The 15,018-nt window shown below is 68.3% G+C and carries 16 protein-coding genes; 9 read left to right on the top strand and 7 right to left on the bottom strand.

Annotation, left to right across the window (positions count from 1 at the left end; genetic code table 11):
- A complete protein-coding gene (locus tag NY1_RS01445) occupies window positions 1-783 on the bottom strand; it encodes a hypothetical protein (RefSeq protein WP_067706965.1) in 783 nt (260 codons plus the stop codon).
- 103 nt (window positions 784-886) lie between these two features.
- Between NY1_RS01445 and NY1_RS01440 the strand changes: the two genes are divergently transcribed.
- The 4 genes from NY1_RS01440 to NY1_RS01425 all read left to right on the top strand — a co-directional run bounded on the left by NY1_RS01440 (window position 887) and on the right by NY1_RS01425 (window position 4,197).
- On the top strand, window positions 887-1,555 hold the full coding sequence (locus NY1_RS01440) for a TetR/AcrR family transcriptional regulator (protein WP_169815287.1): 669 nt from the start codon (window positions 887-889) through the stop codon (window positions 1,553-1,555).
- Between the two features lie 85 nt (window positions 1,556-1,640).
- A complete protein-coding gene (locus NY1_RS01435; RefSeq protein WP_067706959.1) occupies window positions 1,641-2,624 on the top strand; it encodes an aldo/keto reductase in 984 nt (327 codons plus the stop codon).
- Between the two features lie 186 nt (window positions 2,625-2,810).
- On the top strand, window positions 2,811-3,743 hold the full coding sequence (locus NY1_RS01430) for a hypothetical protein (RefSeq protein ID WP_067706956.1): 933 nt from the start codon (window positions 2,811-2,813) through the stop codon (window positions 3,741-3,743).
- Window positions 3,744-3,753: 10 nt separating this feature from the next.
- Complete coding sequence (locus NY1_RS01425; RefSeq protein ID WP_067706954.1) at window positions 3,754-4,197, top strand: RpiB/LacA/LacB family sugar-phosphate isomerase; 444 nt, start codon at window positions 3,754-3,756, stop codon at window positions 4,195-4,197.
- A gap of 12 nt (window positions 4,198-4,209) precedes the next feature.
- On the opposite strand, the gene NY1_RS01420 is transcribed toward NY1_RS01425, so the two are convergent.
- The 4 genes from NY1_RS01420 to NY1_RS01405 all read right to left on the bottom strand — a co-directional run bounded on the left by NY1_RS01420 (window position 4,210) and on the right by NY1_RS01405 (window position 8,063).
- Window positions 4,210-5,817, bottom strand: a complete 1,608-nt coding sequence (locus tag NY1_RS01420) for an acyl-CoA synthetase (protein WP_067706951.1) — start codon at window positions 5,815-5,817, stop codon at window positions 4,210-4,212.
- A 34-nt stretch (window positions 5,818-5,851) separates the two neighbouring features.
- The gene (locus NY1_RS01415) at window positions 5,852-6,316 is read right to left on the bottom strand and encodes a gamma-glutamylcyclotransferase family protein (protein ID WP_067706949.1); all 465 of its coding nucleotides are present in this window, start codon (window positions 6,314-6,316) and stop codon (window positions 5,852-5,854) included.
- Window positions 6,313-7,089 (bottom strand): MBL fold metallo-hydrolase, encoded by a 777-nt coding sequence (locus tag NY1_RS01410; protein ID WP_067706946.1) that lies wholly within the window; start codon window positions 7,087-7,089, stop codon window positions 6,313-6,315. Before NY1_RS01410 ends, NY1_RS01415 begins: the two co-directional genes overlap by 4 nt.
- A 65-nt stretch (window positions 7,090-7,154) precedes the next feature.
- Complete coding sequence (locus NY1_RS01405; RefSeq protein ID WP_067706944.1) at window positions 7,155-8,063, bottom strand: hydrogen peroxide-inducible genes activator; 909 nt, start codon at window positions 8,061-8,063, stop codon at window positions 7,155-7,157.
- Between the two features lie 107 nt (window positions 8,064-8,170).
- On the opposite strand from NY1_RS01405, the gene NY1_RS01400 reads away from it, so the two are divergent.
- From NY1_RS01400 to NY1_RS01385, 4 genes are all read left to right on the top strand, one after another.
- The gene (locus NY1_RS01400; protein ID WP_067706942.1) at window positions 8,171-8,758 is read left to right on the top strand and encodes a peroxiredoxin; all 588 of its coding nucleotides are present in this window, start codon (window positions 8,171-8,173) and stop codon (window positions 8,756-8,758) included.
- A gap of 28 nt (window positions 8,759-8,786) precedes the next feature.
- The gene (ahpD, locus tag NY1_RS01395; RefSeq protein ID WP_067706939.1) at window positions 8,787-9,326 is read left to right on the top strand and encodes an alkylhydroperoxidase, AhpD family; all 540 of its coding nucleotides are present in this window, start codon (window positions 8,787-8,789) and stop codon (window positions 9,324-9,326) included.
- A 185-nt stretch (window positions 9,327-9,511) separates the two neighbouring features.
- Window positions 9,512-10,258 (top strand): HNH endonuclease family protein, encoded by a 747-nt coding sequence (locus tag NY1_RS01390; RefSeq protein ID WP_067706936.1) that lies wholly within the window; start codon window positions 9,512-9,514, stop codon window positions 10,256-10,258.
- Between the two features lie 21 nt (window positions 10,259-10,279).
- Window positions 10,280-10,975 (top strand): PhzF family phenazine biosynthesis protein, encoded by a 696-nt coding sequence (locus NY1_RS01385; RefSeq protein ID WP_067706933.1) that lies wholly within the window; start codon window positions 10,280-10,282, stop codon window positions 10,973-10,975.
- Here NY1_RS01385 and NY1_RS01380 read toward each other — a convergent pair.
- Window positions 10,902-12,200, bottom strand: coding sequence for a hypothetical protein (locus NY1_RS01380; protein ID WP_233434158.1), 1,299 nt, complete (start codon window positions 12,198-12,200; stop codon window positions 10,902-10,904). The two genes, NY1_RS01385 and NY1_RS01380, sit on opposite strands and share 74 nt — an antisense overlap.
- A 45-nt stretch (window positions 12,201-12,245) precedes the next feature.
- A complete protein-coding gene (locus NY1_RS01375) occupies window positions 12,246-13,250 on the bottom strand; it encodes a M48 family metalloprotease (RefSeq protein WP_067706931.1) in 1,005 nt (334 codons plus the stop codon).
- Between the two features lie 220 nt (window positions 13,251-13,470).
- On the opposite strand from NY1_RS01375, the gene NY1_RS01370 reads away from it, so the two are divergent.
- On the top strand, window positions 13,471-15,012 hold the full coding sequence (locus NY1_RS01370; protein WP_067707779.1) for an MFS transporter: 1,542 nt from the start codon (window positions 13,471-13,473) through the stop codon (window positions 15,010-15,012).
- Window positions 15,013-15,018 lie beyond the last annotated feature (6 nt).

Raw genomic sequence — 15,018 nt, 5'->3', positions numbered from 1 at the left:
TCAGGACTGCTGCGGGGGCACGGTCCAGGCGGGCAGCGGGGGCGTCATCGGGTTGGCGGTCGGTACGCCGCCGGCGCGGCGGGAGCGGGGCAGCCAGAGCGAGACGACCAGCGCGGTACGGTCGAAGACCTTGTGCGCGTTGAGGTTCGACGGCAGCAGCGCGCCCAGGGACGGCCGGGCGGCCAGATCGGCGATCGCGGATTCGGCCGCGGCCACCGGGTCCGGGCCGGGTGCGGCGGCGGCGACGGTGTGGATGGCGATCTGTCGCTCCTGCGGCTGGTAGAGCAGCCAGGCGGCGCCCAGCCCTTGTTCCTCGGCGGCGTCGCGCAGTCGCGGCCAGGATTCCTCGAGCACGGCGCGGGGGTCGCCGCCGTCGAAGGTGAAGCGTTCGAAGCGGTCGACGGCGTGATCGCCGATCGGGGTGAAGTTGTGCGCGCCGGCGACGCGCCAGATGTGCCGGTCCACGCCGAGGAAGAAGGGGCGGCTCCAGAACTTGACGCCGGGTTCGAACTCGAGTTCCTCGGCGGTGAAGCGGCGGTACTCCTCGACGTTCGCCCAGGTGTCGAACAGGTAGCGGCCGCCGGTGAGGATCCGGCCGGTGACGGCGTCGTAGCGGGCGGGCATGTACTTCATCAGCATGCCGGGGCGGTCGTCCATGATCCGGCGTTCGATCTCCTGCTTGTTCACCAGATCGGCCATCGGCACCTCGGGTGCGACGGCGAAATCGGAGGTGAAGGCGGCTTCGGCCGTGATCGGGCCGAGCTCGTAGCCACGAATATCCATGTTGATCCCAACTCTCCTAGAACTGACTGACGACTGAACAATAATTGAGCACTGCTCAACTTTCAACCGGCGATCGAAGTTCGGGCACTGTATGCTCGAGCACATGCCGCCCGCCACCCGCCGTGAACGCCGTCGTGCCGAGACCACCGCGGAGATCAAGGACACCGCGCTGCGCCATCTCGTCGCCGAGGGCGTGGACGCGGTGTCGCTGCGGGCCATCGCCCGGGAACTGGGGATGGCGTCCGGGAGTGCGTACACGTATTTCGCCACCCGCGAGGCGCTGCTGGCCGCCCTGGCCGTCGAGTTGCGTGCCGAGTTGAGCCGGGAGCTGGCCGCGGCCCGCGCCACCGCCGCGACGCCCGGTGCGCAGGTCATCGCGCACGGGCTGGCGTATCGCGCCTGGGCGTTGGCGCATCCGCACGAGTTCCGGCTGGTCTTCAGCGCCGCGGCCCAGCACGTCGACGCGACCGGTGATTACGAGCTGTGCCTCGGCTTGGTCGGCCTGGCAGCGGCGGCGCAGGTCGACGGCAGCGGTCACACCTACACCTGGGCGGAGATGGATCCGGCCTTCACCGCTGTGGCGCGGGAACGCTTCCCCGAGCTCGAGCCCGCGACTCTCGCTGTGGCGCTGCGTATCTGGGGCCGCATGCACGGCCTGGTCATTCTCGAACTCGACGGCGTGCTCGGCACGCAGATCACCGATCCCGCGGCGTTGTACCTGGACGAACTGCGCGCGCTGGTCGCCTCGCTGGGGCTCGGCGCCGCCGCTTGACTTGGAGTGCGCTCCAGGTCGTAGCGTCGCTGGGGTGAGCACGGCTCACCACAGACATTCCGGCTCTTTCAGGAGGATCTCCCGCATGATCGCGACCAGGAAACTCGGCGAGCTGACCGTGAGCGCCCAGGGGCTCGGCTGCATGGGCATGAGTCACGCGTACGGGGCGCACGACGACGAGGCCGAATCGATCGCCACCATCCATCGGGCGCTGGATCTCGGTGTGACGCTGCTGGATACGGCGAACGTGTACGGTCCGGAAACCAATGAGCGATTGGTCGGCAAGGCGATCGCCGGGCGGCGGGACGAGGTGGTGCTGGCCACCAAGTTCGGGATCGTCTGGGGCGAAGGCGGTTCCATGGGCGCGCGCGGCGACGCGGCGTACGTCAAGCAGTGCGCCGACGAATCCCTGACGCGGCTCGGCGTGGACCACATCGACCTCTACTACCAGCACCGCGTGGACCCGAACGTGCCCGTCGAGGAAACCTGGGGCGCACTGGCCGAACTGGTCCAGGCCGGAAAGGTCCGCTACCTGGGCATTTCCGAAGCCTCCCCCGACAGCATCCGCCGCGCCCACGCAATCCACCCGGTCACCGCCCTGCAATCGGAGTGGTCACTGTGGACCCGCGATATCGAAGCCGAAGTCGCGCCGGTCTGCCGTGAACTCGGCATCGGCATCGTCCCCTTCTCCCCCTTGGGCCGCGGATTCCTCACCGGCGCAATCACTTCCACCACCGACCTGGCCGCCGACGACCTCCGCCGCCGCCTCCCCCGCTTCACCGACGGCAACCTCGACACCAACCTCGCCATCGTCGAGGCCCTGCGCACCATCGCCGCCGAAAAAGACATCACCCCGGGCCAATTGGCCCTCGCCTGGGTCCAGAGCCGCGGCACCGACGTAGTCCCCATCCCCGGCACCAAACGCCGCACCTACCTCGAACAGAACGTGGCCGCCACCGAAATCACCCTCACCCCTGAGGATCTGGCCCGCATCGAAGCCGCCGCCCCCGCCGGCGCGGTAGCGGGCGCCCGCTACCCCGAAGAGCTGGCCCGCGCCGCCAACAACTGACCCCGGCCCGTCGACACGCCCTCCGGCCGAACATCCCGAGGGCGTGCCGGCCTCCGGCAAAATGTGGTCTTGGAGACCCAGGCAGAGGAATCCGACTCTCCCGCAATCTGATTCGAAAACCCGGACGACACGGACAGAAGCCGCCGACACCCCAACACATCTCGGCTTGAACCGTACGGTCACCCCATGCCTTCCCTGCTTCACGAGGTGTTGCTGGAGCTCTTCACCAACCAGCCGGAGTTGGCCGCGCGTCTGCTGAGCGCATTGGGTTGGCCGGTACCCGACTACGAACGCGCCAAGACCGACTGTGCTGATCTCACGGATACCGCACCGACGGAGTATCGCGCGGACCGCGTTGTCGTCCTGTCGAAAGCGAATCGACCGGTTCTCGCGGTCGTCGTCGAGGTCCAGCTACGGCCTGACAAGGACAAACCATGGGTCTGGCCGGTCTACGTGGCAACCCTACGCGCGCGGCTGCGCTGCCCTGTCGCTCTACTGGTGCTGAGCCCGGACAAGAACACAACCGCGTGGGCGTCGAAGGAGATCGATCTGGGACTCGGTGTCGCTACGCTTCAGCCGCTCGTACTCGGACCGGAACAGGTCCCGGCGGTGACCGACCCGGAGGCTGCAGCACGAATGCCGGAGCTGGCCGTGTTGTCAGCGATCGCGCATCGCAATGATTCGCAGCGGAAGCAGGTCTTCAAGGCCATGCTGGCCGCATTGGACGGACTCGCGTCCGAACCGGGTAGCCGCAGTTCAGAGCGGGCTAACATGTATTACGACCTCGTCCTCTCCACATTGTCCCGTGGTGCTCGTTCCACATTGGAGGCATTGATGACCACCTCACAGCGTGAATATCTGAGCGATACCTTCCGAGAGCTGGCCGCCAAGGGACATGCCAAAGGACATGCCAAAGGCCTCGCCGAAGGCCTCGCCGAAGGGGAAGCGAAAGGCCGCACGACCGAAGCGGCCCGAGCCCTGATCACGGTGCTCGAAGCTCGTGGGTTCGACCTGACCGACGAGGTGATGTCGAAGATCGAGAACTGTTCCGATGTAAATCAATTGGAGCAGTGGCTCAGGTTGGCCGTGGCTGCCGTCGATATCGCCGAAGTCCTCTGATCCTGCGGCCATGCGGATTTCGGTTGCGGCGGACGAGGACACCGGGGTGGCGGGGGCGGTGGTGGCGGAGTTGCGGGAGCGGGGGCACGAGGTGGTGGTGCACGGGGCGCTGGCTGCCGGGGAACGGGAGGATTGGGCTTGGGCCAGTGAGGTCGCGGCGCGGGATGTGGTGGAGGGGCGCGCGGACCAGGCGGTGGTGTGCTGCTGGACCGGTACGGGGGCGTCGATAGCGGCGAACAAGGTGGCGGGGATACGGGCGGCTTTGTGCGTCGATGCGTATACCGCCGGTGGCGCGCGGAAGTGGAATGACGCGAACGTGCTCGCGCTGAGCCTGCGTCTCACTTCACGGGCGCAGCTGAGCGAGATCCTCGATGCCTGGTTCGACGGTGTGGCCAGTACCGATCCCGTCGACGCGGCGAATGTGGCGCATGTGGACGGGATCGGTCAGGGCTGAGAGGCGGGCGGCCTACTCCTCGGCCAGATGCGCGTACTCGGTGCGTAGTTCGCGTTTGAGGATCTTGCCGCTGGGGTTCTTGGGCAGGGTGTCGGCGAAGGCTACGTGTTTGGGGACCTTGTAGCCTGCCATGCGCTGTTTGCAGTGCGCCACAATGGATTCGATGGTCGGGGTGGTGCCGGCGCGGGGGACTATGATGGCTGTGACCGCTTCGATCCAGTGTGGATGCGGGAGGCCGACTACGGCGGCTTCGGAGACGTCGGGGTGCTGGTAGAGGATCTCCTCGACTTCGCGGCTGGCCACGTTCTCGCCGCCGGTCTTGATCATGTCCTTCTTGCGGTCCACCACGCTGAGGTAGCCGTCGGCGTCGAGTACGCCCAGGTCACCGCTGTGGAACCAGCCGTCGCGGAAGGCTTCCGCGGTTTTGGCCGGGTCGTTCCAGTAGCCGAGCATGGCGTGCGGGGAGCGGTGCACGATCTCGCCGACGACGCCGGGAGGGACCGGGACGCCGTCGTCGTCCACCACGCGGGTTTCGACGTTCAGGCCCGCGCGGCCGGCCGAGCCGGGCTTGGCGAGCTGATCTTCGGGGGCGAGAATCGTTGCCAGCGGGGCCAATTCGGTTTGGCCGTAGAAGTTGGTGAGCGCCACGCCCGGCAGTCGTTCGGCCAGTTCGTGCAGGACTTCGACGGGCATGATGCTGGCGCCGTAGTAGCCCTTGCGCAGGGACGACAGGTCGTAGGTGTCGAAGTCGGGGTGGCGGAGCAGGGCCACCCAGACGGTGGGCGGGCAGAAGAGTTTGGTGGCGCGTTCGGCTTGGATGGTGCGCAGGATGGTCGCCGGATCGGGTCCTTGCAGCACGATGCTGGTCGCGCCCAGATAGATATCGGGGGTGAGGAAGCAGTGCAGCTGGGCGCAGTGGTAGAGCGGGAGGGCGTGAATCTCGATGTCGTCGGGGCTCATTCGGCCGTCGATCACCGTGGTCACGTACTGGGCGATGAGACTGCGGCTGGACAGGGTCGCGCCCTTGGGGCGGGATTCGGTGCCGGAGGTGTACATGATCTGGATCGGGTCGTCGTCGCCGACATGCACCTCGGGTTCGGTGGCTTCGGGGTGGGATTCCCAGGCGGAGACGTCTTCCCAGCCGATGGCGGCGGGTGTACCGGCGAGAGCGATCCACCCGCGTAGCCGAACCGCGTTGCCGTCGAGCTGCTTCAGCGCGGCTTCCGCCTCACCGGCCAGGGCGTCCTCGGTGATCAGGCCGATCGCGCCGGAATGACCCAGAATGTAGGCGACCTCGTCGGCGGTGAGCATGAAGTTGATGGGCACCGAGATCGCGCCGAGCCGGGCCAGGGCGAAGTACAACAGCACGTAGTCGCGGCAGTTGTGCGAGTACAACGCGATCCGATCGCCCTGCGTCACACCGCGATCGGCGAGGCTGTGCGCGACGCGGTTCACGGCGGCATCGAGTTCGGCGAAGGTCTCCCGCTGCTCCCGCCACACCAGCGCGAGCTTGTCCGGTTGCCGGGCGGCGCTGCGCCGCAGCAGATCCCCGAGGGCCTGGCGGCGCGCGCCCGCGACGGTATCGCTGGGATCGGGGTGTGCGGAGACTGCGGTGTCCATGCGATCACGTTCTACCGCAGGAGTGTGTCCCGTGTCACGCAGTCTCGGTCAGCAGGACCAACTCCCGGCGCCACGCAGCGCATTTTTCCGCGTACCGGGGCAGGTGATCGGTGGTGAAGGCTGCGGCCGACCAGTTCTCGGGCAGCACCTCCGGCAGCCAGGAGTAGGTCCACGCGTACACCTCCCGGTCGCCCGCGTGCACCGAGACCGGAACCAGGTCGTAGTCGTCGTCCTCGAACGCGTCGAGCACCTGCCATTCGGTGGCGGTGAGACCGGTCAGGAGGAAGCCCGCCGCCGCATCCGATGGGGCCGCGACCAGTCCCGGATACACCCGTCCGGGCAAGGCCGCCGCTCGCCGTCCCGGCAGCACGGCCGGGGTGAGATCCGGTGTGCGCCCCAGCAATTCGTCGAGCACCCGCGGGAATTGCAGCGTCCCGTACACGAACAGCGCGTCCTCGGCGCGGGGCAGCCTGCGCCCCCAGCGTTCCATGGAGCTCATTCGGCGACCGCCCGCGCCAGGATCGCGCCGTCGTGCGAATTGATGATCTCGACCTGATGCCCGTGCAGGCGTTTGAGTTCGCTCAGCCGCCGCTGGTTCTCCCGATACGTCTCCCCCGCAACCGCATTGGTCTCGTACACCCGCCACCAGAACGGCGTGCGCGGCTGGACGGGATCGATGGAGCTCTCCACGAAGAACGCGTCACCGGCGTGCAGCAGCCAGCCGTCGCCGGTATCGACGGCCACGCCCGCATGCCCGCGGGTGTGGCCGGGCAGCGGGATCACCAGGATCTCCGGCGGTAGGCCGGGCAGGTCGCGGACCGCGCGGAAACCGAACCATTCCTCGCCGCCGGTGGCCTCGTTCACCATCCACTTGGGGCCGTGACCCCACTGCGCGGCGTGATAGCGCATCCGCTCGGACAGCGACGGCGTCGCGGTGGCCGCGCGGAATTCCGGGCCGTGCACGTGGATGGTGGCCTCGGGGAAGTCGGAGAGGCCGCCGGAGTGGTCGAGGTCCAGGTGGGTCAGGATGATGTGCCGCACATCGCGCGGATCGTGGCCGAGCGCTTCGATCTGCCGCACCGCGGTTTCCGATTCGAGCAGGCGCGCGCCCATCAGGAAACGGCTCGGACCCACCATCTTTCCCGGCTGCCGCACGCATCCCAGGCCGAATCCGGTGTCCACCAGGACGAGTTCGTCACGGGTCTCGACGAGCAGGCAGTGGTCGACCACGCCGAAGGACATGCTGCCGCAGTTCAGATGGTGAATCCGCATGGCCCGAGCGTCTCAGAAGGTGCCGAGCCGGTCAATTCACCGGAACTCTCGTGAGCTCTCCGGGGCTACTGCGGGCGGTGGGTGCGGAAGATCTTGGCGAGGTGTTCGTAGTCTTCGGTGCGGGCGGTGGAGGCGCGGAAGGCGAGGCCGAGGGTGCGGCCGGGGGCGGGGGTGGCGAAGCGGGCGATTTCCAGTGTGCCGCGGGAGGTTTCGGCGGGGACGGCCATTTCCGGGATGAGGGTGACGCCGAGATCGCCTGCCACGCACTGCACGACGGTGGCGAGGGAGGCCGCGCGGGTGTCGCCGACGGTGCTCGGGTGGGCGTCGTTGGCGCGGCACAGGTCCAGGGTCTGATCGCGCAGGCAGTGGCCTTCGTCGAGCAGCAGCAGGGGCAGGGCGTCGAGGTCGGCGGCCTTCAGGTCCTCGCGGCCGGCCAGCTGATGCCCGCGCGGGACGACGAGCACGAATTCCTCGGTGTACAAGGGGATTTCGATCAGGCCGGAGGCGTCGGTGGGCAGCGCCAGCAGCGCCACGTCCAGGACTCCCGAGCGCAATCCGTCGAGCAGGCGCGCGGTCTGATCCTCGATGACGTGCGGCACCAGCGCGGGCAGCTGGGTGCGCAGTTCGGGGAGCAGGGCGGGCAGCACGTAGGGGGCGACGGTGGGGATGATGCCCATGCGCAGCGTGCCGCCCAAACCGGATCCCGCCGCGGATGCGACAAATCGGTCAGCGGCCTCGAGCGTCGCCATCGCCTGCGGCAGTAGCCGTTTCCCGGCGGGGGTGACCAATACCCGGCGCGTGCTGCGTTCGATCAGCTGCAGCCCGAGTCCGTTTTCCAGTGATGCCAGGGCCTGCGATAACGTGGGCTGGCTCACGCTCAGCCGAGCCGCAGCGGTACCGAAGTGACGGTATTCCGCGATCGCTACGAACGCACGCAGCTGCGACAGGGTCGGCTGATAAGTTTGATCAGTCACGCCTATCAGTATAGTGCGACCGATCACCTTTACCTTTTACCGAGGTATGGGCATGATCGTTTGCAGAAGTCACGACACGATCGAATCGACTACGAAGAGGAGCAAGCATGGCCCTGCTGACCATCGGCGACCAGTTCCCCGCCTACAACCTGAAGGCTGTCATCGGCGGTGATCTCTCGAAGGTGAACGCTCAGCAGCCCGACGATTACTTCACCCAGATCTCGAGCGACGACTACGCCGGCAAGTGGCGCATCGTCTTCTTCTGGCCGAAGGACTTCACCTTCGTCTGCCCGACCGAGATCGCCGCGTTCGGCAAGCTGAACGAGGAGTTCGAAGATCGTGACGCGCAGGTCCTGGGCGCTTCCGTGGACAACGAGTTCGTGCACTTCCAGTGGCGGGCCCAGCACGAGGATCTGAAGACCCTCCCCTTCCCCATGCTGAGCGACCTGAAGCGCGAATTGGCCGCCGCCACCGGCGTTCTCAATGCCGACGGCGTCGCCGACCGCGCCACCTTCATCATCGACCCGAACAACGAGATCCAGTTCGTGTCCGTGACCGCGGGTTCCGTGGGCCGCAATGTCGACGAGGTGCTGCGCGTGCTCGACGCCCTGCAGTCCGACGAATTGTGCGCCTGCAACTGGAAGAAGGGCGACCCGACCATCAACGCCGGCGAACTGCTGTCCGCGTCGGTCTGAGTCCCGTTCTAAGAGGAGTTGTTTCGCTGTGACCATCGAGAACCTGAAGAACTCGCTGCCCGAGTACGCCAAGGACCTCAAGCTCAATCTGTCCTCGATCGCGCGCACCACCGTGCTGAACGAACAGCAGCTGTGGGGCACCCTGCTCGCGTCGGCCGCCGCCACCAAGTCGGCGACCACGCTGCGCGAGATCGCGGAGGAGGCCGCCGACACCCTGTCGGCGGAGGCGTACAACGCCGCCCTCGGCGCGGCCTCGATCATGGGTATGAACAATGTGTTCTACCGCGGCAAGGCGTTCCTGGAGGGTCGCTACGACGACCTGCGCGCCGGGCTGCGGATGAACATCATCGGCAACCCGGGCATCGACAAGGCCGATTTCGAGCTGTGGTCCTTCGCGGTCTCCTCGATCAACGGCTGCCAGCACTGCCTGGAGGCGCACGAGAACACCCTGCGCGAGGCGGGCGTGTCGCGTGAGGTGATCTTCGAATCGCTGCGCGTCGCGGCCATCGTGGCGGGCGTCGGCCAGGCTGTCGCCTCCACCGAGGCGCTCGCCACCGCGGCGGTCTGACCGGCCGTTCCCGGCAGAGTGTGAAAGGGGCCGCGTACCTTCGGGTGCGCGGCCCCTTTGCTTGCCCGGGGCCCACGATGCGACGGGCCCGCCGGCGACAGCATTAGCCAATGGTTAGCGGCAATCGGGTCACCGCTCGGCAACAATGCCCGGTTCGTCCGGAATCCGCCCCTAGACTCCCCCGCATGCCGCGTTCCCGGACCGCTTCCCGCCGCCGTTGGAACAAGCTCTTCGCCACCTCGGTGGTGGTCATCGCGATCGGCGCCGCCGGGATGGCGCTGTGGCTGAATCACACCGAACCGCAGCGCGCCGAACCACCCGCCGGACCCGATCCGACCGGTACGGCGCTTCCGGACGCCGAGCTCGCGCGCGCCGATCTGGAACGGCTCACGGTGGCCTGGAATCGCAATTGGGAATCCTATGACCGCAATGCCTTCGGACCCGGCTGGTCCGGGCGCGGCGGGGAACCGCGACTGTCCGACGGGTGCACCGCGCGCGAGGACGTGATGAAGCGGGATCTCACGGAAGTCCGCTTGGCGGACAGCAATTCGTGCCTGGTGCTGTCGGGCACCCTGCTCGATCCGTACAGCGGGGAACGGCTGCCCTACAACCGGTTCAAGGCCTCGGAGATCGAGATCGATCACGTGGTGGCGCTCGGTGACGCCTGGCGTTCGGGCGCGTCGGGCTGGAGCGCCGAACAGCGTGAGCGCTTCGCCAACGATCTCGGCAATCTGCTCGCGGTGCAGAAGCAGGCCAATCAGGACAAAGGGTCGAAGACGCCGGACCAGTGGCGGCCGCGCGAGGGGTACTGGTGTGATTACGCGCGGCGCTGGGTGGCGGTGAAGGCGCGCTGGCAGCTCACCGTGCAGCCCACCGAGAAGAGCGCCCTGGCCGACATGCTCGGCAGTTGCACTCCGCGCGCGATCCGGTAACCGTGGGTAAGCTCGGGGGTCATGGGCACCCCGGAGAGCGACGGCGCGCAGGTCGAAGTGGTTCGTGTATTCACCGATGCCGCGGGACGGTTCGGCAATCCGCTCGGCATCGCCCGCGCGGGCGATGTGGCGGACATCGATCACCAGGCGCTGGCGGCCCGGGTCGGGCACAGCGAAACCGTGGTGGTGGACCCGCCCGCCGAGGACCGCGCCCGCATGCGCATCTACACCCCCACCGTGGAGCTGCCGTTCGCGGGGCATCCCAGTGTCGGCACCGCGTGGTGGCTCAGCGATCAGCGCACGCCGGTCCGGGTGCTGGACGTGCCGGCCGGGCCGGTGGAGGTCTCGACCGACGACAGCGGGCTGACCTGGGCGCGCGCCCGCGCGGAATGGGCGCCTGCGTTCGAGTTCCACGAATTCGCGAGCGGCGAGGAGATGGCGACCCTGGATCCGGCCGATTTCCCGGAGGGCGCACACTACGTGTGGACCTGGACCGACGAATCGCGCAGCGCGGTGCGGACCCGAATGTTCGCGCCCGCCATGGGAATCGCGGAGGATCAGGCCACCGGCGCGGCGGCCATCGCGCTCACCGCACGGCTGCGGCGCGGACTGCACATCACCCAGGGCCTGGGGTCGCAGATCTTCACGCAATGGGATTCGGACGGCTGGGTGCGCTTGGGCGGACGCGTGGTCGCCGATCATCCCGTCGTGATCTGAACGGCCGCAGGCGAATCAGCGCGCGAGTCCACGGCAGGAACGCGCCGAGCAGCAGCACGGCCAGCCAGGGTGCGCGCCACCACCAGCGCACCGGCGGCACATCGGCGGTGATCGGTTCGGTGGTGAGCGGGCGGGCGGTCGCGGACCACACCAGGAACGCATCGCCGATGGGCAGCAGCCCGAAGGCATAACGCTTGGTGCCCGGCAGCGTGATCGGCAGCCCCAGCAGCTCACCCTCCGAACCGATTGCCGCAGCGAGGCTTCGGTCTCCGTTGACGCGCGCCGCGCCGAGCGCCACCACCGTGGCGGACAGGCTGATGCCGGCGATCAGCGGGCCGGAATCGACATCGCCGGAGCCGTCCCGGCCGTGCGGGAATTCACGGACGGCGGGGCCGAAACCGCCCGGGTAGGAAAGGAATCGGTCTCGGAAGCCGCGATACTGGTCGCGAGCGAACCCGGAATCGATCTCGGGCAGGAACCGGTTGATCACCGCGAGCGATGTCGCCCGCGCCCCTTCGACCGGGCTCCCGTCCGCCACCGAGACCCGGTGCGGCACCAGGCCGGTAGCCGGATCGAGCCGAGTCCGCACCGCCGCGAGCCAGTCCGCGGTCACCTGCCCGAAGCGCTGACCGAAAAGGTGGTCGTGCAATCGCAGGGAGGCGATGGCCACCACGGAGTCGACCGGCCACGCCTGGCCCGGATACGCCTGCAGGAACGGCGTTTTCGCCGACGTAGTGAACGCCCCGGCGATTTCGGCGCTCGCCGCCTCGAAGCGCCGGACCTCGTCGATATCGCTTGCGCCGGAGAGCGATACGACGGCCCCACGCAACCAATTCGCCCACCCCGCCCAGAACACCCCGTAGGCCGGTTGCAGCCCGGCACTGAAAGGCGCTCGTCCCCGGTCGGATTCGATCCGGCCCAATGCCCAGCGCGCCTGGCGCAACGCCTCCTCACGATGCCCAGGATCGCTCGACCCCGCCTGCACCCACGCCAACCCGTACAATGCATGACTGAAGAAATAGCCCTCGGGGAATTGAGTCTGCGCCGACTCCCCCGCCCCCGCATCCAATGCCGATCGCAGGAACGACAATTGCCGCCAGGTGTCCCCCGGCTGCTCATCGACCCCGGGCTGCGGCCACACCAACCGCACCACCCCGACAAGAAACGCCAAGGTCACCACGAGTCCGCAACCCCGCGACAGCCCCCGCACAATTCGCCCGCCCACAGCCCCACCCCGTCAGCTTCCCCAGCACGATCGGCCCGACACTACTCAGCCCGCGGCCCCTTCGCGACGCAGTATTCGCCGTTCGATGGCGGCGATGCGGGCCTGTGGTCGCGGGTGAGTCGCGGTCGAGGCGGCGAGCAGGTGCAGGGCGCGCGCGGTGGGGCCGGTCACGTGCAGGGGCAGCCGGTGGGCCGCACCGTGGTCGGCGGAGCGGATCTGCAGGTAGGACATCATGTTCGGGCCGTAGCCGAGGTCGGTGGCGACGCGGTCGGCGAGGCGCTCGCCCTGGCGGCGCAGGGCGTGGTGCAGGACCGGTTCGAGGGTGACGGGCACGGCGAAGGCGAGGGTGGGGAGCGGGCCGATCAGGTAGGCGGAGGCGGCGATCAGGGCGGCGCAGCAGGTCGCTCTGCGCAGGAGGCCCACTTCGGTCGCGTACACGCCGGCGTCGGGGAGGATGCGCAGGCGTTCGAGTTGGTCGACGGTCGAAAAGAGCAGTCTCAGAATGGTTTTCAGTGGGATCTTCAGGGCCGATGCCAGGATGCGGAGGCGGTTGCCGCCACTGCTGAGGGCGTGGCCGAGTTCGTGAGCCAGCACGCCGCGCAGGTCCCGGGCACGGAGGGTGCGGGCGGCGGCGTGGTCGATGGCGACCACGCCGCTGACCACGAAGGCTTCCACGCCGCGGTCCTGTTCGTTCACCCAGAGCGCGTGCCGCCGGGTCGGGGCGAGGCCGGCGGCGGTGAGGACTTCAGACCAGACCTTGGACAGTTTGGCCGGGTCGGTGTCCCGCAGCGGGCGCAGGACGGCCTTGGCGGCGATCCGCGAATTCATCAGCAGCAGAGCAAGACCGGCCAGCGCCCAGAGGGTGAAGAGCACATAGGCGATGCCGTGGCCGAGGCGGGCGTCGAGCTGCCGGATGAGCACGATGGTGAGGGCGGCGGACGGCAGTGCGATCACCAGGGTGAGGGTGGACAGCAGGTAACCGCGCGCCCGCAAGGCGGTGCGATAGGCGCGGCGCCGCCGAGGCGCTGATTCGAGTCGGAGTGAAAACATGAGCGGTCCCCCTGGACTCCAGGGTGCCAGCGGGGGCGGGGGTGGGCGTAACGGTTCGGCGGGGATCTGGAAACGGGATGAGCGGGATGGTTGCGGGCGGAAAATCGGTTGCCGTTTCTGTCGGTGGGCGATGAGATTCTGGATACCGCGACGTCTTCACCGGCAGTTGCCCGCATTCCCGATCGGAAGGAAATCTGCCGTGGAAACCACCACCGGACCCGTGTCGTCCGGGCTTTCCACCGAACCCCTCGCCGGGCGGCGAGAGTGGATCGGGCTCGGCGTGCTCGCCCTGGCCTGCCTGGTCTACGCCATGGATCTGACCGTGCTGCACCTGGCCGTACCGCAGATCAGCGCCACCCTGCACCCCACCGGCACCGAATTGCTGTGGATCATCGACGTTTACGGGTTCATGCTGGCCGGGCTGCTGATCACCATGGGCACCCTCGGGGATCAGATCGGGCGCCGGCGGCTGCTGCTGTCGGGGGCCGCGCTGTTCGGGGCGGTGTCGGTGCTGGCGGCGTTCGCGCCGAGCGCGGAATTGCTGATCCTGTGCCGGGCGCTGCTCGGGGTGGCGGGTGCGACCATCGCGCCGTCCACTTTGTCGTTGATCTTCAATATGTTTCGCGATGCGCGGCAGCGGTCCCTGGCGGTCGGCACCTGGGTGACCGCGTTCTCCGCCGGCGGCGTGGTCGGGCCGCTGCTGGGCGGACTGCTGCTGGAGCACTTCTGGTGGGGATCGGTGTTCCTGCTGGCCGTGCCCGTCATGGTGCTGCTGCTGGTGCTCGGGCCGCGGGTGCTGCCGGAGTTCCGGGACGAGAACGCGGGTCGGCTCGATCTGGTCAGCGCCGCACTGAGTGTGGTGACCATGGTGGCGCTGGTGCTGGCCATGAAGAAGGCGGCGCAGGACGGGTTCGGGACGGTGCCGCTGCTCGCACTGATCGTGGGCCTGGCCGCCGGGACGGTGTTCGCGCGGCGGCAGCTGCACCGGCCGGATCCGATGCTCGATCTGCGGCTGTTCCGGCTGAGCACCTTCCGGATCGGTTTGACCATCAACGTGCTCGCGGTGTTCGTGATGTTCGGATACTTCCTGTTCGTCGCGCAGTACTTTCAGCTGGTGCTCGGCCTATCGCCGATGCAGACCGGCTTGGTCATGGCGCCGTCCAGCCTCGGATTCATCATCGGCTCGCAGGCGGCCCCGCGCCTGGTGCGGGTGATCCGCCCGGCTTACCTGATCGGCGGCGGAACCGCCCTCGCCGCAATCGGATTGGCCATGCTGACCTTGCTGTCCACGAGCGGTTCGCTCGCGCTCGCGATGGTCGCCGCCCTGCTGGTGGCGCTCGGCACCGCACCGGTCTTCGGCATCACCACCGAACTCGTGGTGGGTTCCGCGCCGCCCGAACAGGCCGGAGCGGCATCGGGATTGTCCGAGACCGGGGCGGAACTCGGTGGTGCGCTGGGCATCTCGATCCTCGGCAGCATCAGCATCGCCATCTACCGCGGCGACCTGAACGACACCCTGCCGCACGGGCTACCCGGGGCCGACTCCATTCGAGACACCCTCGGTGCGGCGGTGGAGACGGCGAACACCCTGCCCGGACCGCTCGGGACCGCCGTGCTGGACGCCGCCCGCGCGGCCTTCGTGCACGGCGTGCACATCACCTCCGGTATCGCCGCCGTCGCGGCGGCACTGCTGGCCGTGCTCGCCGTGGTGAAACTACGGTCCATCCCGGCCGGTGAACTGACCGGAGCGCAAGAGCACTGAGCCACC

This window comes from Nocardia yamanashiensis NBRC 100130 (genome assembly GCF_001613325.1).
Lineage (GTDB): Bacteria > Actinomycetota > Actinomycetes > Mycobacteriales > Mycobacteriaceae > Nocardia > Nocardia yamanashiensis.
Note: the sequence above shows the minus strand (reverse complement) of the source record. Positions and strands in the feature narration are given on the sequence as shown.

Coding starts and splice junctions, on each gene's coding strand:
- NY1_RS01445 (WP_067706965.1), bottom strand. CDS start 783: ATGGATATTCGTGGCTACGAGCTCGGCCCGATCACGGCCGAAGCCGCC.
- NY1_RS01440 (WP_169815287.1), top strand. CDS start 887: ATGCCGCCCGCCACCCGCCGTGAACGCCGTCGTGCCGAGACCACCGCG.
- NY1_RS01435 (WP_067706959.1), top strand. CDS start 1,641: ATGATCGCGACCAGGAAACTCGGCGAGCTGACCGTGAGCGCCCAGGGG.
- NY1_RS01430 (WP_067706956.1), top strand. CDS start 2,811: ATGCCTTCCCTGCTTCACGAGGTGTTGCTGGAGCTCTTCACCAACCAG.
- NY1_RS01425 (WP_067706954.1), top strand. CDS start 3,754: ATGCGGATTTCGGTTGCGGCGGACGAGGACACCGGGGTGGCGGGGGCG.
- NY1_RS01420 (WP_067706951.1), bottom strand. CDS start 5,817: ATGGACACCGCAGTCTCCGCACACCCCGATCCCAGCGATACCGTCGCG.
- NY1_RS01415 (WP_067706949.1), bottom strand. CDS start 6,316: ATGAGCTCCATGGAACGCTGGGGGCGCAGGCTGCCCCGCGCCGAGGAC.
- NY1_RS01410 (WP_067706946.1), bottom strand. CDS start 7,089: ATGCGGATTCACCATCTGAACTGCGGCAGCATGTCCTTCGGCGTGGTC.
- NY1_RS01400 (WP_067706942.1), top strand. CDS start 8,171: ATGGCCCTGCTGACCATCGGCGACCAGTTCCCCGCCTACAACCTGAAG.
- NY1_RS01390 (WP_067706936.1), top strand. CDS start 9,512: ATGCCGCGTTCCCGGACCGCTTCCCGCCGCCGTTGGAACAAGCTCTTC.
- NY1_RS01385 (WP_067706933.1), top strand. CDS start 10,280: ATGGGCACCCCGGAGAGCGACGGCGCGCAGGTCGAAGTGGTTCGTGTA.
- NY1_RS01375 (WP_067706931.1), bottom strand. CDS start 13,250: ATGTTTTCACTCCGACTCGAATCAGCGCCTCGGCGGCGCCGCGCCTAT.